The organism is Idiomarina sp. Sol25, from assembly GCF_033052775.1.
GTDB lineage: Bacteria > Pseudomonadota > Gammaproteobacteria > Enterobacterales > Alteromonadaceae > Idiomarina.
The window spans coordinates 195,465-213,696 of the sequence record NZ_JAUPEW010000004.1 but is presented as its reverse complement, the minus strand read 5'-3'; the positions used below and the strand labels follow the sequence as shown (position 1 = coordinate 213,696).

Sequence of the window (18,232 nt, the reverse complement as noted above, 5' to 3'; positions counted from 1 at the left end):
ATTTACAAATGAGAAAAGACAGAAACTATTACTGCCCGTAGAAGCTGCGATACCAGTCAACCGTGCGCTTCATACCTTCTTTAACAGGCGTCGCTGGTTTGTACCCCATATCGGCCTCCAGTTCAGAAACGTCAGCATAAGTAGCGACAACATCGCCAGGCTGAATGGGCTGAAAGTCTTTGGGTATTTCAACGCCTGCGGCACTTTCCACCGCTTCAATAAAGGTTAGAAGCTCAATGGGTTGGCTGTTGCCTATATTGTAAATTTTATAAGGCGCTGAAGAGCTGGACGGGTCCGGCTGTTTAGCACTCCATTCAGCGTTGGCTTTGCAGGGGTTTTCAATAACGCGAACCACACCTTCAACAATGTCGTCAATGTAGGTGAAGTCACGCTTCATTTTACCGTTATTAAAGACTTTAATGGTGTCGCCATTTAATGCCGCTTTGGTAAAAATAAAAGGCGCCATGTCGGGGCGGCCCCAGGGGCCATAAACAGTAAAAAAGCGCAGCCCTGTACACTGTATACCGTACAAGTGTGCGTAGGTATGCGCCATTAACTCATTCGACTTTTTGGTGGCTGCGTATAAGCTAACCGGGTGGTTCACTCCGTGCGAAGTTGAAAACGGCATCGCCTCATTCAAGCCGTACACCGATGAACTGGACGCGTAACTCAAGTTTTTCACTTTGTTATGACGGCAGGCCTCAAGCACATTCATAAAGCCGACAATGTTAGCGTCTATGTAGGCGTCGGGGTTTTCTAGCGAATAGCGCACCCCGGCCTGGGCAGCCAGGTTACAGACGGCGTCGAACTGCTCATTTTCAAACAGGCCGTTGAGTGCAGCTTTATCCTCAAGTTGTAACTTTATAAAACGGTAGTCAGAGTACTTTTTCGATTGAACTGCAGCCCCGTACTCAATGTCGTCTTTGTCGATACCGCTTTCTTTCAGTCGGCCATATTTTAAGTTTACATCGTAGTAGTCGTTAATGCTGTCCAGCCCGACTACCTGGTGGCCTTGTTTAAGCAGTTTTAAGGCGGTGTAAAAACCAATGAAGCCCGCGGTACCTGTTACTAACATCTTCATTTTACTCTGTCCCCTGAGCCTTTGCCGGTAACGGTCATAAGAATGTACTGAAAGTAGCTTTTTATGTTCAGTGTTTGAATCATTTTTGCGTCAGTTTCTGCCAGTAACTGGGGTGTGGACATATCTATTTCATTTACCTGCGCTAACCCGGTTATACCCGGGCGAACCTTAAACACGCCTTTAGCTTCGCGCGCCTGAGTGAGCTCTTCCTGGTTAAAAAGCCCCGGGCGTGGGCCAACTAGACTCATTTCGCCCTTTAGAACATTCCAAAGCTGCGGAAGTTCATCCAGCTTGGTGCGGCGTAGAAAATGACCGAACTTAGTAATAGACGCGCTACTCGCTAAATGGCTGGCTACAGAGGCCGTATCTTTTTTCATGGTTCTGAATTTGACTAAAACAAACGGCTTCTTGTTTTTGCCGACTCGCTCTTGTCGGAATATGGGCGAGCCCGTGTCGAATAAGCCGATAAGGGTTAACAGAATGAGTATGGGCAACCCGACAACTAAGCCGAGCAATGAAAATATAAAATCAAGACATCGAAGCATTGAATGAATTACCACTATTGGTTTTCTGAGTTAACGCAGTTTTGTATTGCTTTTTTGAAGGAAACAGGAGGTTTCCAGCTTAATGTTTTCTTAGTATGACTAATGTCGAGCTGCAAATTACCAAACAGCCTGTCAGCAATGGCTTTTTTACCCAGCATTTTTGCGCCAAGCTTCATTAGACTTACTGGAAATGGCCAAAGTTTGGGGTCTTTACCGTAAGCCCGGGTTAGAGTTTCAAAAAGCTCTTTGGTTGAAACGTCGTGCTCGTCACTGACCAGAAAGGTGTCATTTAACGGTTTGGGGTGCTGAACACAAGTCACAATTAAGCTGACAAGGTTGTCGAGCGAAACCAAACTTCTTTTATTTGCTACTGAACCAAACGGAAGCGGCAGGTTCTTTTTTGCCAGCCCCATTAATGCTTTAAAGTTGCCTTTCACGCCAGGCCCGTACACTAAAGGAGGACGAATAATAACAAGTTCGGTATCTGAACCATCCAGCTCTTTTTTTAAAGCAAGTTCGGCATCACGCTTTGACTTGCCGTATAAGTCTTCTGGTGAGTATTCGCTGTTGTTTCTGTAAGGTGAATTGGGCGGTGTTGACTCACCCATAGCCTTTACTGAGCTTAGAAATATAAAGCGCTTTACGCCGTGCTCTTTTGCTTGCCTGGCTAGGGTTGCTGGCGCTTCTACATTCAATGCACGAACCTGGGCTTTGAAAGATTCGTCTTTTGACTCTGGAACATGGGCTAATGCAGCGCAATGTATGACTGTGTCGATATTTTTTAGAACTGGGACCCAGTCTTGTGAGTCTAAAGGCATTGCAACAATCGACTCGTGATAGGAGCTTCTTGCCGTCCCTGTAACGCTAAGCCCTTGACAACTAAGTTCCTTGAATAATTCAGTTCCAACAAAACCACTTGCACCGGTAAGGAGTATTTGGGAGGGGTTAGTCATTATTTAGCAATTCTTGATATATGTCTAAGTGATGTTTAACAACAACGTTAATATCAAAGTGTTTTTCAGCGAAAGCTCTACCCGCTTTACCCATCTGTTGTCGCTTCTCGGTATTTTTCACAAGTTCCTCTATTACATCAGCCAACGCAACATAATCTTTAGGAGGAATCAAAACGCCTGTTATGCCGTTTTCAATAGCGTAATTACAGCCGGGGGAATCCGTTGTGATAATAGCTCTTCCACAGGCAGCTGCTTCAATTAAGGATTTCGGCAGTCCTTCTCCGTAGTAGGAAGGCAAACACACTATATTAGCGTTTGCATACTGCTCTGCAATGTCGCTACGAAAACCTAATATTTCTATAAAAGATTTTTCTTTCCAAGATTCAAACTCAAGCTCAGACAAGCTCTTAGGGTTTCCAGGGTCAGGTGTGCCAATAAGCTTCATTTCAACTGAAACATCACGCGATTCTAATAGCTCAGCCGCTTTATAAAACTCGTAAACTCCTTTTTCTACAAGTAATCGAGCAGCCATAACAACCTGGACTCTCTTACCTTCGGGTTCCGGCAATGCGCCGTACTCCTCCAGATCAACGCCAGAGCCGCGTATCATAGATGTATTTTCTTCGCTAACTACGCCACTGTTTAATAAAGCTGACTTGTCGTCGGGGTTCTGAAAAATTACTTTTACTGAGCGACAGCCCAAGGCGAATGAATATAGCTTTTTAATTAGAAAGCGTCTCAGTCGACCGAATACGGAAGAAGATGTAAATACTGTCCCTAAGCCAGATACAGCAGCCACAAGAGGGATGTTATTACTTAGGCGATTCACCAAACCACCGTATAGAACGGGCTTTATAGTGACTAGATGAATTAAATTTGGCTTTACTTTCCTTAATAAGCTGAATAAATGATACAGAGTCTTAAGTTCGGTTACCGGGTTTTGACCGCTTCTACTAAAGGGAACTTCATGGTGTGTGAAGCCATTTCTAACTATTTTTTCTACACCTTTACCTTTGCCTGTCGCAACATGAACCGAGTACCCATTTAACTTCGCTGCTTCAGCAAGCGGAGCTCGATGAGATAGGAAGAAATCGGGACAGTTAACAATAAAAAGTAGCTTTTTTTTCATTTACTCTTTTTACTCTAGGAAAAGAACAAACTTTTGAATTCATAGTGATCGATGTAAGAACTTCCAATGTGCCAAACTACAAAAGCTGTTATCGAGGTAACAAACATTATGGGCGACGCGTAGGTCATCAGATCATAAGGTCTTCGCTTAGCGTGAGTGACCTGCTCCATAACTAACAAAGCTGCCAGCGGTATGAAGTAGTACGAAAATCTATCAGCTAATGTGGAGGACAATAACGATGCGGCTAGTAGCATTGGGCCAATTAAAACTGTCACTAAGCAAAGTCTAAAACGAATTTTGTCGAGTTTCAGCCACTTTTTCTTGTGTGCCAAAATAAGAAAGGCGACTGGAAATAAGAAACCGATTCTAAGAATTACCCCAGCATTTTCCATTCCCGACTCAAAATAATATCCATAAAAGTGAAAAGCAGCGGCCATTAGAGGAACAAAAATGATAACAACGGGTGGTATTATGAACCTTTTTTTGAAGTCTATAAAAAGAAAAGAAAGCAATAATATTACCGACAAATGGAACAATGCCGCAAAAATAATTAGCAATGAATAAATACCTTTTCTTCCTTGTACTAAATACGTAGTTGCGAAGATAAAAATCGATATTGCGATTGCTTGACTCGTTAGGTTTACGCCTGATACTACTAGATGATAAGGAGCAATTAGAGCTAAGAAGTAAAACGGATTAACGCCCAGCCTAATTGGAGCGGCTAAAGAAAAAGCCAGTAAAAATAGCGTAGAACAAAATATGACACCTTGAATTCCGAATCCTAAAGTATGCGATAGAACGTTTAAATATTTATAACCAAACTCGGGAGTTGTAAATACAAATGCATTCGCTACATCTCTCTCAAAAACGCGTATATAACTAAACCAATCAACTCCTACTTCGTATCTAAAACCATATATAACCTGCAATAGAATAAACACGCACATTACTACTAGAATTTTGGCGTCCTTAGTCAATTGTAGCCGCTCATAAAAGAAGCCATTAATGAACAAGAAAAAGAAAGTTACGTAGTAAAGAGTCATTTAAAAACAGCTTGTATCACTCGGTATAAGCTCAGAGTTTGGAAGAGTCTGAATAATGTATAGTGGACGTTCGATATAGGTTTCAACTTAACAGCTAACGACGGTGCTAAGTCTACGCCGAATCTTGCGCTAGAAAAATACTCGAGTAATGAGCTCCGAAGAAGAATATATCGAACATCTCGTATACATTGCTTTGGAATAATATCTTTCTTCCTTGGTAAATGTTTTATATGCGCCGGGATTTCTTTAGCTCTTCGCTGTGATGCCTCAAAATCTTTAGTTTTGACAGAGGTTTTATTAATGCAGCGAATAGCCTCATACTTGAAGCCAAGAGATAACCATAGCAAGATATCCTGACTTCTTTTTTCCCCAACTTCGAAGTTTAAGTCAGTCGTCAACACAGACTTACGGAACATTACAGCTGAAGTATGAATCAAATTTCTATTTTTTCTGTATTCATTTACCAAAAACGGTTTATTTATAAGTTCAACTTGTCCTTCTTTATGCTTAGAAAATTGCTCGTCTACTCTTCCTTTGAAGTGATCAGCGAAAAAAAAGCCGACATTAGGATGTTTGCTTGCGGCGTTTACCAAATTTTCACAATGGGTAGGGAGCCAATAATCATCTGCATCTAGTAGCAGAACGAGATCATTTTTTGCCTTTTCGATACCGTTATTTCTGGCAACGGAGACACCTCGATTACTTTGCTTTTCTAAATAAACCTCTAATGTTTCACTAACAAAATCATCAACAACCTTCGTGCTACCGTCAGTCGAGCCATCATCAATTATTATAACTTCGCTGGGTAATAAAGTCTGCTCCTCTATTGAAGCGAGAGCTCGTAGTATCGAATTTTTTTTATTAAACAGAGGAATTACGACTGAAAATTTTTTATTCATTTGTATTTTTTTCATTATAATAATCTAGTAACAGCCTAAAACAAGGCTCTTTGTAACACATCAAGTTTCCTTGTCATCCTCGAACTTTTGTTAGAATAAGCGTTAATGCTTCAATCCTCAAAACTAATGAAGTTATAAGAAAAGTAAAGCCGCCTAGAAGTACACCGCTCATTAGCAAATAAACATCTGATAACGGCGCAGTTTCAACAACAAAGAAAACAATTAGACTAGACGCACCAGCTGCAACAACAGGCTTAAAAATATCCAGCATTTGCTCTTTTAATCCATAGCCTATCAAACGAACTGTAAAATAAGTATTAGGAATCAGCGATATCAACGAATTAACTAGCTGACTTACTACTATCCAAAAAACACCGTATGGCAGTGCAATAAACAATAGTATTAAGCTACTGGTATTCTTCAACAAACCAATTTTTAACACTAGATCTGACCGACCTTTAACCTTCAAAACATTAATATTCATAGCGTGTATAGGATAAAGTATTGCTACCATACAAAGTAGCTGAAGATAAACCACCGCTTCCATCCACTCGCTACCTAGGATGAGTGAAAACAAAGGTTTAGATAGCGCCGCTAGTAGCAGCATAATGGGTGCAATTATGAAAAGCATTACTTGTATTATTTGACGATATTTTTTCCGTAGAAGAGTATTATCATCTTGCAAGGTCGCCATAGCCGGGTATGTTGCTTTCTGAACTGCTCCACTAAGTTGTTGTGATATTAACTGGCTTACTTTTTTTGCTAAAAAGTACAGCCCTGTAACTTCAGCACTGAAAAATCGACCAATAACCATAACGTAAGAGTTTTGCACCAATATACGAATAGTACCGATAATTAGTAAATTCATACCAAAAGCAAAATGTCGCTGAAACGAGGCTAAGCAAAACGATAGTTTAGGCTTCCAGGAAGTAACATATAATAATAATCCGGCAGATATACAGGCTGTTGTTATTGACTGACCAACTAAACTCCATACGCCAAAATCGTTAGAAGCTAAACTAATGGCAATGACCCCAGATACGAGAACCGCAAATGTTTCAACCAGCATCTGGGAACGAAAATTCATGCGTCTACTTAGTATTGCTATTGGAACAACTTTTAACGCATTAAAGAAAATTACAATCCCTATAACTCTCAATAAATTGGTTAATTCTGGCTGCTCATAAAATTCTGACAACCAAGGCGCCCCAATATACAATAAAAAATAGGCTAAAACACTTATACTCAAATTAGTAACGAAAACTGTGGAAAGGTCTACATCCGATACCTCTTTACTGCGAATTAATGCTTGTCCTAGGCCAGACTGAACAAAATGATGTGCCAACTCCAGCACTATCATCATCATTGCAATTAAGCCAAAGCTCTCAGGAGCGAGGAGCCTTGCTAAAATTAATGTAAATATGGTTGACGAACCCCGACTTAACAACATGCTTGCTAAGTTCCAAAGTACACCCACACTAATTTTTCGGTTCATCTGATGCATATCGTTAAATTTCAATTGAGCTCATTTATAAAGCGGTCCTAAATTCATCTAATAACTGAGACAATCTTTAATACTCTGTCGCAATCGATTTTTAAAAAGTAACTCTAATAAATCAAATTAATCTTTTAAGACGAACATCAAGTTTTATTTTCCCAAGGAAAGTCATTATAAGAGGATTTAACTCCAAGGAAATCAGTAAACTTTTTATACGCCCCCGGCTTTGATAAGTTAATTACCAAAAGGTCATCTGGACGATCTTTAAAATACTCGAGAACTGCTTCATTATGCCTTTTATAATGATTAACCATTATTTCAAAATTATAGGGGTCGTTATCTGGAGTGCCGTGGAGTTTAACTGTATTGTATGGGGAACCTTTTCTAACGTAAGTAGCTGAAAGCAGATCGTCAACAGTCGGTATCCTACCATTTTTCCCATACTTTTTTGCATGAAATCTAGTAATCGAATTATACCACTGCTCAGGGCTATCCCGAACAGTCAAAATAAACTTACTACCAGGAAACGCTTTATCAATATACTTAAAAGTATCTGGACAACTGAACGGTGAGTCCTGAAAAACTTGGGCTGATTTACAGTATTTTATTATAGGATCAAAGTTACCTTCAAAATAATATTTATCATGAAGAATTTCGGCTTTTCTTTGATAACCAACAGGGTAACCAAGTTGTTCGAAAGCTTTTTTTATTGAAGTAGTACCTGTTTTATTACGACCAATGCAAAAATATTTAACTTTCCCAATAGACCTAACCCTATTACGTCTTATTTTTATTTCATTTTTAACCCTTTTTAACGCCCTTCTAATAAAATTCATATATTCACCATTACTTTAAAAACCTTATTAGCTTTCTAAAGAATGTAATCCTGATAGTCAGCTCCCTGAAAACCTCTTTGACCGGAATTACTTTTAAAACATCTCTTTGATACTTATTTCTAAAAACCGATGCCGCTTCATTATTATTCTTTCTCTTATAATATCGGTATAAACTAAACCAAGTATTAAAGTGTTCCTCAGATTTCTCTAAGTAACTTTTCTCTGACCATACTCCATTTGAATGAACTCGATAGACTGCCGGCGAGATATCTGATTGGTAGTGAGCTTTTCCATATGCTCCAAGCATTGAAGCTGTAAATCTGTCGCCATTCCTGACCCCCTTCCTTTCTAAAGGATCGTCTGGAAGCACATTTCTATATACTAATGTTAGAGTGAGTAGTAACCCTTCTGCCGTCTGTAACTCGAACTTAGAAAAATCTCTCTTTGCGGAATTTGGAAGCTTGGACTTTTTCAAAAGCTTTCCGTCAGAATCAACAACTATCGCATCATGGCATGAGACGACATAATCAGGTTTTTTTTCTAAAAAACAGACCTGCTTTTGTAATTTCTCGGAGTCAAGCCAAAAGTCATCGCCTTCACATACCGCAATATATTTTCCTTTTGCTTGTTTCTTAATAAAGTTTGCCGGCCTTAAACCTTTTGAATATACATTATTTTTTTGATAAATCGGTTTTATAATCTTTGGATATCTTTCTCTATATTCTTCAATGATGTCTCTAGTATTATCAACAGAGGCATCATCGTGGATAATAACCTCAAATGGAAAGTTCGTTTGCTGTATTAAGAATCCTTTTATCGTATCCTCAATAAACTTTCCATGATTGAACGCCGTACATGAGATTGTTACCAGAGGATTAATTTCATCTTTATTACCAACCCATTGATTAATTAACTCATCTTGGGTCAGTAAATTAATATCCTTCAATGAATAATTGCTCATCACTAAACAGTACCTATTGGCGTAGTGGGCGAACCTACAGCACCCGTTAAACGCAAAGGAGGTGCTGTTAGTAGAAAGCGCTTACGATTGTGTACTTCAAGCCACTCTGCTAGCTCAGACAAGTGCCACAATTCACCTAAATGAATACCAAGTTTAAACAAGCAAAGCTCATGAATTGGTAAGATAGTGTTACTACAATCCGGCGTTTCTTTACCAACAGCTTCTACAGCTAAGTTATCGGACGCTATAGCCGCTACACCACTCGCGGCTATCCACTCCAAGAGTTTTTCATCCCGACCATTGAGCACGGCACAAGCATTATGCAATGAACGATCAGGTTCACCGTTCATCTCAATAATTAACTTATCAAGCCCTGTCCATAAGCAGAGTATGTCTCCGGGCTCTACAACAATTTGGTCAGCTTCAAAAACTTTCATTAAGTCATCGTAACCAACTTCTTTTCTTGGGAAGTTACCAAAATGCTTGTGTAAGTTTACGAGTACAGCTCGGCCCTGAACACCATGTTCAGCCATGTTTTCAATACCTAGCTTTTTGGCACTAACTGTGTGCCCATTTTCCATAACGACATCCCTGCCCGCGCGAAAGCCGTTATAATATAAAGGTTCAAGTTCACCATCGTTATTCGCATCGAAAAGTGAACCTCGATGAGCCAAACTATCCCATTGAGTTGAATACTGAGTATGTAGCAGCACCGTGTCATCAGCAGCTATGTCAGTAAATCTCGGATCCTTTTTCCGCCACTCATAGTTATAATACGGCTCGTCGTTTCGAATAACAGGGCGTAACTGCGGTGGAAAACGGACTGGGCTAAGTACATTCCCGCCAGGTAAATCGAGTGGCAAACTAAGGCAAAACGTCTTACCAACCTTTACTTCAGCCACCCCTTGCAGAACCTTGGCTTCATCTATAAGATTCAAGCGTCCTTGTTGATCACCATCACCGAAGTCTCCCCAGTTTGAGCCTTCAGGACGATTCTGCCAACGCTTACTCATAACTTACTCCGATTATTCTTAAGTTTACCAAGTACCGCATCAACCATTGCGGTTGCCGAGCCAGTATAGTTCGCCGGATCGAGCAGTTCATCCAGCTTCTCGACGGACAGGTGTTGCATAATCTGATTGTCCTTCAAGAGTTCTTCACGAAATTCAATACCGGCATCGTTTGCTCGTCCTGCTGCGCCAAAGACAACATCATGCGCTTGATTTCTACCGATAATAGGAGCTATCCCCATCATGACGGCTTCAGCCATCAATAGGCCACCGTTCAAGTTGAGATTAGCGCGCATCTGATCTGCATCGACATCTAGCTCTTTAAGAATTGAGAGGCTTTGCGAAATACTGCCGGAGGCCAACATAAAGGCTTCGGGAATAATCATCCACTCAATTGGCATCGCACCCACTGCCCGCTCGTGCTCCTGAATCATTGCTGAAAACTGTGAACCTGAGAATTCTCGCATACGATGCGCAATAGAAATGATTCGTGGGCAGGCAATTGGATTCCGCTTCTGAGGAAGTGTACTACTCGCGCCGCGACCTTTTTCGTATGGTTCACGCACTTCATTGACTTCTGTGCGCATCAGTGTAGCGATTTCGGTTGCAACTTTACCAAGAGTACTGGTTACCAATACTAACCAGTTAACTAATTCAGCCCAACCATCACGAGCCGTATGCCAAGTAACGTCAGGACACCCTAAGCCGAGCTCTTTCATCATCGCTTGCTGTACGGCAACCCCATTTTCTCCAAGTGTTGCAAGAGTACCAATAGCACCTGCACATTGACCTACCAAAACCCTTGGTTTCAGCTCTTCTAAACGCTTCTTATGTCGTAACATTTCATCTAGCCAAACTGCAACCTTATAGCCAAAGGTAATAGGCGCAGCTTGCTGTTGAAACGTTCGCCCTGCCATAACCGTATTTCTATGATCGCCAGCCAACGTTGCCATTGCATCAATAATCTCGTCGAGGTCGTGCTCCAGCAATCTCAACGCTTCGCGCATTTGCAACACCAACCCCGTATCAATAATGTCTTGCGTAGTTGAGCCCCAATGCACGAACCGAGCGGCTTCAGGGTCGCAAGCCTTGGCCAACTGATGTACCAAGGGCATTATCGGGAAACCAACCTTATCGAATTCTTCCTTCATGGCTTCTAAATCAAGGTTCTCAAGTCTGGCTGATGCTTCAATATTTTCTGCTGCAGAAACTGGGATAATTCCAAGTGATGCCTCTGCAACGGCTAGTGCAACTTCCGTCTTCAGCCAAGACTCTAACCTAGATTTCTCAGAGAATACCCCTGCCATTTTCTGATCCGAGAACATGCCAGAGTAGTAAAACGAATCGCTTAAAGTCGTAGCGGTTAAGCTTGTTTCTAACATCTTCTTCTATTTCCTTAATTAAACTTGTAAAGATCTCGGCGAAGTATATTGACCGCATTGGAGTCAACAATCTCTATGCGGCTCAGGATAAGTCTCCTTAATTCAGCAAGCTCTTTTAACGACTTACTTTTACAAACAAAAACGCCAAGTCTATCGCTACTGGATAAGCCCCCAGACATTAAAGTGTTACCTTCCTTGTACAGATTGTAATACTCTAATAGGCCATCAATCTTAGCTTCTTCCAACCCGTTAATTTCACTGATAACCCCAGCCGAAGTATAGAGGAATGTATCACTGTAGTATGCATCGCTTTCAGAAATCTCAATAGCGCACTTTTCACCCAGCCAGGTAGCTATTGATAGTTCCAAATAATCAACCCCACTAAGCTGATTAACTAATCTAAAGCTTTCACCTCCGCCCAAACGAGCACCAAATTCTATGACGTAAAAGTCATTATCTCGGATGATTCCTTGCAACATGAGAGGCGTATTCAATAATTCAAACTCATCTGCAATGCGTTGCGCAGCATCAACTACTTTCGCCTTTACCCCTTCTAAACTTGGTGAAGGCCAAATACACCCAGAAATCTGCTCTACGGCAACTCCGGATCTCGCAATTTTCAAGCGCTCTTTACTGGTTAGATAGTGAACCTTACCGTCCAATACAATAAAATCAGCACCGACCTCTGTTCCTTCAATAAACTCTTCAACTACAATTTTTCCATTCCTACTGATCTCCCTCGCCGCTGAAGCTGCGTTCTCTAATTCCTCATTATCAAGAACTTTTCGTACGCCCTTGGAACTATTACTATCAGCGGGTTTAACAATCTTCGGGAACGGTACTTCAATCGATTGAGTTGTATCGGCAAGATCTAAAATTTGATACTTAGCGGAAGGAATTCCACCAGCTACAAACTTTTTTTTCATCAGTGACTTATCAGTAGCAGACAGGGCTATCTCATAACTATAGGCATGAGGAAGACCTAGTTTTTCCGACACCAAAGCAGCTGTAACATTTGCTTGATCCACGCAAGAAGAAATTACCAGTTTAGCAGAATATTCAACTGCAATTCTAAGTACAACCTCAGGATCTAAAGTGCTCGCTTGTATATGCATATCAGCATAAGGTTTAGCTGGCGGAGTAAGCAAATAATCTACTAGTACGACGAAATATCCACGGTATTTTAACTTATCAATAAGCGCTACATGGGGGAGTGTGCCACCCAGTACTACTGCAACATCTTTCATGAATAATGACGCTTAAATATGATTTTTCTTGGGACGAATACTCTCAGTTAACTTATTTTTCAATTCTTTATGGTCAACCTTTAATGGTGGCATATCTGCTCTCATCCCCTTTTTAATATGAATATCAATAAAACTAGGAGCGCTTAGCGAGTTATTATTCAAAATACTTTTCAATACCCGCTCAATTTCATCTTTTGAAACAATACTTGACTGCTGTGTATTGAAGCCTGATGCGTTTGCTATTGATGTAAAATCGACTTTAAATCCTACTGATGGTTGCCCTCCGACAGATTCATGCACTCCGTTATTAAGCACAATATGAATGAGATTCGAAACAGCACTATTTCCACTAATCGCCATTCCACCCATGTGCATTAACAATGCCGCATCACCATCAAGGCAGATTACCTTACGTTTTGGTGAAGCTATAGCTAACCCAAGAGCAATCTGTGATGTATGCCCCATGGCACCAACGTTTAGAAAGTCATTTTCATGAGAGTCTCCTAAAGCTTCACGAACCTCATACAACTCACGCGATGCACGACCAGTAGTGGCAACAACAATCGCATCTGATGGAATAGACTGGACAACCGCAGTAATAGCCTGCTCTCTACTCAGTTCTAACACATCTGACTCTTCAATCCGGTTCTTCTTCCCTTGTTCGAATTGTCCTTTACTAGCAAAAATCGCAACAGGCGAATTCAATCGTTGCGCAGTTTTATAAGCCCAGTCTAATTCATCAACACCATCGTTAGCAGAGCTAATAGTTCTATGCGGAATATTCATATTCTCCATTAAAATAGGAGTTAATATTCCTTGCTGTTTATGCTGTGCCCAATCACCTTCATCGGGGTTACCTCGCCATCCAATAAGCAGTACCATTGGTATTGAATAGACCTCCTTATTAGTTAGCGAAAGCAGCGGATTCATTGAATTCCCAATACCGGAGTTTTGCATGTATACCAAGGGTATTTCACCACTCGCTAGATTGTAGCCTGACGCGATTGCAACTGCGTTACCTTCATTTGCTGCAATGATATGCTCGTGAGAAGAATATTTTGTTTGAGCATATAGGCAAAATTCATTTAGTAATGAATCTGGAACTCCTGTGAGGAAATTAATACCTAATTCTCTCATCTTATTAAAAAAAGTTTTCTGCTGAATCATGATTAATTTCCGCTAATTAGTAATTACAATAACTGCTCTAATTTTGCGTTTACCGAACTCCACTGGTCCCAATAGCCGTTCAAGAAGTTCTCAATTTTCTCATTGGCTATTCCTGAGTAAGTACTAAGTTCAGTAAACTTATTTTCGGCCTCGAGATGTGTCATAGCACTCTCAGGCTCTCCCTTCGGAAGATCAACTCGCTGCTCAACCCGAATTCCATTTTTTTGTATAACTGTGACTACTGCAGGACGAACCACAGGAACTAATTTTGAAAGGTCACTGTCGCCAATCACTTCTACAATCTTGCACAACCTTAATAAGGTCTGATTGCAAATTGATTCAGATTGAAAGTCTCGAATACTTGCCGAACCCCGAAGCAATGCCAACGCAACAGAAAATGGGATACTCATTTTTGCTGAGTTAACACCGACTATATTCGTATCGTCGTGCTTTCCGATAACTGATTCATATATTCTAACTTCCACTTTTTCAATTAGTGAACTATCAAAGCTAGGATTTGTTCGAATTTCTAATGCAGCTTCAATAGAGGCATGAGCATGACGGCAGGCAGCATACGGTTTGAAGTACACATTCATAATTCCATAATGTTTAGATTCAACTCGCATTAACTCGTCTAAGTTTGGTTTTGTCGACATGACAGAGAAAAATCCAGTGTCGCCACTAAAACCATCCTCAGGTACTTTAAAACCTGACATAGCCAAATATGCTGCATTAATCCCCACACTTACTGCGTTTGCGATATTATGAGGTTTTAAATCCGACTTACCCTCTATCGCTTTCAAAGAGCCACCGGAACAAGTTGCGGCGGCTACAATAGCATTATGCAATTCTTCTTCAGAGGCTTCCAGATATGTAGCAACTGACGCCGCCACACCAACTGCACCGCATGTTGCCGTTGGGTGATATCCTTTTGCATAATGACTAGGCTGCATAGCAGCAGACAATCGAGTTACAACTTCATAACCTACAATTACAGCTTTATAGAATAACTGTATATCAGCAGGTCTAGACTGCACAATTGGCAACAAGGCGGAAAAAATTGGCGCTCCAGGATGAGACATACCAAAACGATATCCATCGTCCATTTCTGCAGAATGAGAAGACAGACCGTTCACAAATGCTGCGGAACTAATGGATAAACGTTCCTTAAAACCGATCGGGCTGACACCAGATTCGATTGTCTGACAGTACTTCAAAAACTTAGTAATTCTTTCTCTACTAATACGAGTTCCTGCATTCGTCGCACCTAAATAATCTAGCAAGCACAATTTAACCTGCTCAACCAAAGAGGGCTCTATGACACCCTCTATCACCCCATATATTACCCTTGTAAATCGCTTACTAAGTGAATAACTCAATCTAACCTAATCCTATCAACTTAAGCTTTGTAACTCTGAAAGTAGCTTGGGCTGTTTGGCTCAGCTATCCGGTGAGCATCATCAAATGCAACAATCAAATCTTCAGGTAGGCTACCACCAGAAGCAGCTTTAATGTTCTGTTCCAACTGAGACACTTTGGAGGCCCCAATAATCACCGAGGAGCTTGATAAAGTTGTCATCTTCGAATGATTTATCAACCATCTTATAGCTGCCTCAGCAAGTGGAAGACCAAGACTTTCCGATAAAGACTTCACTCTTTCCACTGCCTTGAAGTAATCATCACTCCAGTATCGCTTTCTATAGCTTGCTCTCAATGAAAAACGTCCTGCAGCGGGTGTCTTCCTGACATCACTATATTTACCAGCCAACAAACCTCCCGCAAGAGGGTTAAATGCCTGGAACTCAATATTGTTGTCTTCTAAAAATGGAAGCAATTCGGTTTCAACATCTCGACTGACAGCGTTATAAAGACCTTGATAAACAGTTGGCTTAATCCATCCATTCTGGTCACAAATTTTATTTATTGCTGAAAAAGCTTCTACAGAATAATTACTAAGTCCAAGTCGCTTGAATAATCCTTTCTTATAAAGTTCATGACATGCTTTCAATGTCTCTTCAATAGGACTATTTGGCTCCGGTAAATGAAGGTACAAAATATCAACTGACGCAACAGCCAACCGATTAAGAGATTCTTCAAACTGTTTGATCACCGAGTCATAGTTAAGGTTTCCAAATATTCTTGGATGTACCTTGGTGGCTAGCGAAAAACCAGAGAAATCAGCTTCACTCAGCAGTTCTCCTAACATCAACTCAGTTCGACCGTTATTATATACGTAAGCGCTATCAAGCAACTCTATCCCATTTGATTTGGCTAATGTCAGAAATTCAATTGCTTCCTTTTTCTCAACCTGCTCACCAAATGTCATAGTGCCTAAAACTAGTTTTGGTAAATTTGTCTGCTGTTTAATCTGCATAACTTATAAAATTGATCCCTTTGGTGATGCTATTGCTTCAGGATAATAAGCATCTATCATTCGCTGAACTAAAGTTACTTGCTTAGCCCGAGCTTTCGCATCAGCTACAGAGGTATCCCAACTGTGGCTTTTTGCTACAGAGCCACCAGTCTTAAGATAGATAGGTGAAGCTATTCTAATCATTTCCGGTACTTCATAATGTCGGATAAAACCACCAGACGAGGCAGGATTTTCGGTATGAACATCGAGCGGGATCGATATCGTCATTCGAAGAGCTGTTAGCATCTGTAATTGAATATCGCGGACTGGATTTAGCGAATCCGCGCCTGACAACTCAAGCATTCTAGCTGAGCAAGGATTACCATGACCGCAATGTGCTGAAATTTTAAACTTCGATGAAGGAGAAATAAATCCAGCATCTCGCGCCTGATTCAACAACCAAAGCAAGCCCTCATCGTAAAGTAAAAATGAATTACAACCCAGTGCATTGGCTCGTTTTACTTCCTCCACCGCTCTCACAATCTGTTCTTGTCCTCGAAGCCTATATCCCATGCGCTGTCCTTCGTTCGTTAAAACAGATGCACTAGTATCATATGTCGCCCGAGGACCAATAGAGAGCACCAACTCAACCTGCGCATCCAAAGCCATCTTAACCATAGACGATATCTCTGCGTCAGTTAACAGCATAATACCTTTCGTTTGAGTTACACGATGAATATTGATATCCAGGTTTGAAACGGTTTCAAGTAGCGACTCCATAGCTGCTGGCCCTTGGATCCCTGGCACTTCAAAGCGATATTGCCCACCATCACTAAAACGCTTTCCCGATGACTCTAATTCATAAGCATCACCAGACGGCAAACCTATCGATGACAAATATTCGCGCGTATCTTTCATGAAAACCTCTATCAAAAATATTCCTGCGTAAGTCCTATGACTCTAGGAAAAGTTGAATATATTGCTGCTCATTCTTAATTACTCCAAATGCTTGTGCTCTCAAAGTAATTCTATTTGCCCAACTTTGATGCGGGCCAATCTCATTCATTTTATTTTGACTCGAACTCTTTATTACACCACCGGAAGCTCCAGTGATTTGCAGAGCATCGTCATACTCTTCAAGAGTAACGGCCTGCATTGCATTCACATACTTTAAATGAGATGGGTGAATAACTGTTTTTCCAACCATTCCGTTTGCCTTATCCTGAACCACCTCACGAAGTAGACCGTCAACAGCGTCATTGAGAATTGGTTCTTTAGTTAGTATTGAGCGATGAATGTTTTCATAAAGATAGTCGTGGATGTTGTCTTCTTTTGACGCCAAGAAATATTCCCAGACGGGTCCTGAAACCGTATAACCGTCTTGAGCTCGATTGAATACGTTCAGAATATCCGAAATAGTATCTCTAACTGGTAAAATGTCATAGATTGACGAGTTTATCCCTCGACGAACTCCGAATAGCGAAGAAAAATCAGTACCACCAACCCTAATGTTAAGAACTAGATCTTGATATTTATCAAGGCAGCATTTTAGTTTAAACAATTCCTCAGAGCGAGTCTCACGATATGCAATTTCACTACTCTCTAATATCGGCATTCCATATAGATTAACGCGATTCTTTTCATTTATATTTTGTAAGACATCAAAGTAAGCATCAGCATTTTCAGAACAAAGCTTTGGAAAAACAAATCCTGTTAGTACACTGAGTTGCTTTTTGCTCAGTTGATTAGAAAAGCTTACGAACTGCTCAATACTTCGGACTCTAAAAAATATCAACGGTATATCGTTAACGGAGATACTAGAATCCAAATTTGTACTGATAACTTCTAAATGTTGAATAGCATTAGCTTCTGCTCTTTCTAAATCATGGTACGCAATCGCATCTTCAAAGCACATCACCATAGATTTAATATGTGGTATTTCAAGATTAATAATCTTATTCGTTATCTCTTTTGTCGCGGGCATATATAGAGTTGCCCCTAGACAAACCTGTAACAGTGACTTTTCTGTAAACTTATTAAACTCTAGTGGCTCATACTCGAAAGTGAATGAACTGTTATGCTTATTGTGCTTCATGCTTTCAACTAATACCTTTCTCTATTCTTATTA

Annotated in this window: 17 protein-coding genes; all 17 read right to left on the bottom strand. The window is 40.6% G+C overall.

Annotated features, from left to right (window positions below; all coding sequences use genetic code 11):
• Window positions 1–28: 28 nt before the first annotated feature.
• The 17 genes from Q5L94_RS08310 to Q5L94_RS08230 all read right to left on the bottom strand — a co-directional run bounded on the left by Q5L94_RS08310 (window position 29) and on the right by Q5L94_RS08230 (window position 18,199).
• Window positions 29–1,081 carry an NAD-dependent epimerase gene (locus Q5L94_RS08310; protein WP_317497969.1) on the bottom strand — a complete coding sequence of 351 codons (1,053 nt, stop codon included), beginning with the start codon at window positions 1,079–1,081 and terminating at the stop codon, window positions 29–31.
• Window positions 1,078–1,626, bottom strand: coding sequence for a sugar transferase (locus Q5L94_RS08305; RefSeq protein WP_317497968.1), 549 nt, complete (start codon window positions 1,624–1,626; stop codon window positions 1,078–1,080). The genes Q5L94_RS08310 and Q5L94_RS08305 overlap by 4 nt, the downstream gene beginning before the upstream one ends.
• A 14-nt stretch (window positions 1,627–1,640) precedes the next feature.
• Window positions 1,641–2,579 (bottom strand): SDR family oxidoreductase, encoded by a 939-nt coding sequence (locus Q5L94_RS08300; protein WP_317497967.1) that lies wholly within the window; start codon window positions 2,577–2,579, stop codon window positions 1,641–1,643.
• Window positions 2,572–3,708, bottom strand: coding sequence for a glycosyltransferase family 4 protein (locus Q5L94_RS08295; protein ID WP_317497966.1), 1,137 nt, complete (start codon window positions 3,706–3,708; stop codon window positions 2,572–2,574). Before Q5L94_RS08295 ends, Q5L94_RS08300 begins: the two co-directional genes overlap by 8 nt.
• A gap of 14 nt (window positions 3,709–3,722) precedes the next feature.
• The gene (locus Q5L94_RS08290) at window positions 3,723–4,751 is read right to left on the bottom strand and encodes an EpsG family protein (RefSeq protein ID WP_317497965.1); all 1,029 of its coding nucleotides are present in this window, start codon (window positions 4,749–4,751) and stop codon (window positions 3,723–3,725) included.
• Window positions 4,748–5,665: a glycosyltransferase family 2 protein gene (locus Q5L94_RS08285; RefSeq protein WP_317497964.1), complete on the bottom strand. Its 918-nt coding sequence runs from the start codon at window positions 5,663–5,665 to the stop codon at window positions 4,748–4,750. The genes Q5L94_RS08290 and Q5L94_RS08285 overlap by 4 nt, the downstream gene beginning before the upstream one ends.
• Before the next feature lie 58 nt (window positions 5,666–5,723).
• A complete protein-coding gene (locus tag Q5L94_RS08280; protein ID WP_317497963.1) occupies window positions 5,724–7,169 on the bottom strand; it encodes a lipopolysaccharide biosynthesis protein in 1,446 nt (481 codons plus the stop codon).
• Between the two features lie 122 nt (window positions 7,170–7,291).
• Window positions 7,292–7,984 carry a sulfotransferase gene (locus Q5L94_RS08275; protein WP_317497962.1) on the bottom strand — a complete coding sequence of 231 codons (693 nt, stop codon included), beginning with the start codon at window positions 7,982–7,984 and terminating at the stop codon, window positions 7,292–7,294.
• Between the two features lie 10 nt (window positions 7,985–7,994).
• Window positions 7,995–8,945 carry a glycosyltransferase family 2 protein gene (locus Q5L94_RS08270; protein WP_317497961.1) on the bottom strand — a complete coding sequence of 317 codons (951 nt, stop codon included), beginning with the start codon at window positions 8,943–8,945 and terminating at the stop codon, window positions 7,995–7,997.
• Window positions 8,946–8,947: 2 nt separating this feature from the next.
• Window positions 8,948–9,958: a cyclase family protein gene (locus tag Q5L94_RS08265; protein WP_317497960.1), complete on the bottom strand. Its 1,011-nt coding sequence runs from the start codon at window positions 9,956–9,958 to the stop codon at window positions 8,948–8,950.
• Window positions 9,955–11,337 (bottom strand): adenylosuccinate lyase family protein, encoded by a 1,383-nt coding sequence (locus tag Q5L94_RS08260; protein ID WP_317497959.1) that lies wholly within the window; start codon window positions 11,335–11,337, stop codon window positions 9,955–9,957. The genes Q5L94_RS08265 and Q5L94_RS08260 overlap by 4 nt, the downstream gene beginning before the upstream one ends.
• Before the next feature lie 14 nt (window positions 11,338–11,351).
• Window positions 11,352–12,584, bottom strand: a complete 1,233-nt coding sequence (locus Q5L94_RS08255; RefSeq protein ID WP_317497958.1) for an ATP-grasp domain-containing protein — start codon at window positions 12,582–12,584, stop codon at window positions 11,352–11,354.
• Between the two features lie 12 nt (window positions 12,585–12,596).
• Window positions 12,597–13,751 carry a phosphonopyruvate decarboxylase gene (gene aepY / locus Q5L94_RS08250; protein ID WP_317497957.1) on the bottom strand — a complete coding sequence of 385 codons (1,155 nt, stop codon included), beginning with the start codon at window positions 13,749–13,751 and terminating at the stop codon, window positions 12,597–12,599.
• A gap of 23 nt (window positions 13,752–13,774) precedes the next feature.
• The gene (locus Q5L94_RS08245; RefSeq protein ID WP_411161933.1) at window positions 13,775–15,058 is read right to left on the bottom strand and encodes an MmgE/PrpD family protein; all 1,284 of its coding nucleotides are present in this window, start codon (window positions 15,056–15,058) and stop codon (window positions 13,775–13,777) included.
• Window positions 15,059–15,150: 92 nt separating this feature from the next.
• Entirely contained in the window at window positions 15,151–16,125 is a 975-nt protein-coding gene (locus Q5L94_RS08240) for an aldo/keto reductase (RefSeq protein ID WP_317497956.1), read from the bottom strand.
• 3 nt (window positions 16,126–16,128) lie between these two features.
• Window positions 16,129–17,022 (bottom strand): hypothetical protein, encoded by an 894-nt coding sequence (locus tag Q5L94_RS08235; protein WP_317497955.1) that lies wholly within the window; start codon window positions 17,020–17,022, stop codon window positions 16,129–16,131.
• A 34-nt stretch (window positions 17,023–17,056) separates the two neighbouring features.
• The gene (locus Q5L94_RS08230; protein ID WP_317497954.1) at window positions 17,057–18,199 is read right to left on the bottom strand and encodes an HpcH/HpaI aldolase/citrate lyase family protein; all 1,143 of its coding nucleotides are present in this window, start codon (window positions 18,197–18,199) and stop codon (window positions 17,057–17,059) included.
• Window positions 18,200–18,232 lie beyond the last annotated feature (33 nt).

Coding starts and splice junctions, on each gene's coding strand:
- Q5L94_RS08260 (WP_317497959.1), bottom strand. CDS start 11,337: ATGTTAGAAACAAGCTTAACCGCTACGACTTTAAGCGATTCGTTTTAC.
- Q5L94_RS08300 (WP_317497967.1), bottom strand. CDS start 2,579: ATGACTAACCCCTCCCAAATACTCCTTACCGGTGCAAGTGGTTTTGTT.
- Q5L94_RS08235 (WP_317497955.1), bottom strand. CDS start 17,022: ATGAAAGATACGCGCGAATATTTGTCATCGATAGGTTTGCCGTCTGGT.
- Q5L94_RS08290 (WP_317497965.1), bottom strand. CDS start 4,751: ATGACTCTTTACTACGTAACTTTCTTTTTCTTGTTCATTAATGGCTTC.
- Q5L94_RS08240 (WP_317497956.1), bottom strand. CDS start 16,125: ATGCAGATTAAACAGCAGACAAATTTACCAAAACTAGTTTTAGGCACT.
- aepY (WP_317497957.1), bottom strand. CDS start 13,751: ATGATTCAGCAGAAAACTTTTTTTAATAAGATGAGAGAATTAGGTATT.
- Q5L94_RS08310 (WP_317497969.1), bottom strand. CDS start 1,081: ATGAAGATGTTAGTAACAGGTACCGCGGGCTTCATTGGTTTTTACACC.
- Q5L94_RS08270 (WP_317497961.1), bottom strand. CDS start 8,945: ATGAGCAATTATTCATTGAAGGATATTAATTTACTGACCCAAGATGAG.
- Q5L94_RS08255 (WP_317497958.1), bottom strand. CDS start 12,584: ATGAAAGATGTTGCAGTAGTACTGGGTGGCACACTCCCCCATGTAGCG.
- Q5L94_RS08275 (WP_317497962.1), bottom strand. CDS start 7,984: ATGAATTTTATTAGAAGGGCGTTAAAAAGGGTTAAAAATGAAATAAAA.
- Q5L94_RS08285 (WP_317497964.1), bottom strand. CDS start 5,665: ATGAAAAAAATACAAATGAATAAAAAATTTTCAGTCGTAATTCCTCTG.
- Q5L94_RS08295 (WP_317497966.1), bottom strand. CDS start 3,708: ATGAAAAAAAAGCTACTTTTTATTGTTAACTGTCCCGATTTCTTCCTA.
- Q5L94_RS08305 (WP_317497968.1), bottom strand. CDS start 1,626: ATGCTTCGATGTCTTGATTTTATATTTTCATTGCTCGGCTTAGTTGTC.
- Q5L94_RS08265 (WP_317497960.1), bottom strand. CDS start 9,958: ATGAGTAAGCGTTGGCAGAATCGTCCTGAAGGCTCAAACTGGGGAGAC.
- Q5L94_RS08230 (WP_317497954.1), bottom strand. CDS start 18,199: ATGAAGCACAATAAGCATAACAGTTCATTCACTTTCGAGTATGAGCCA.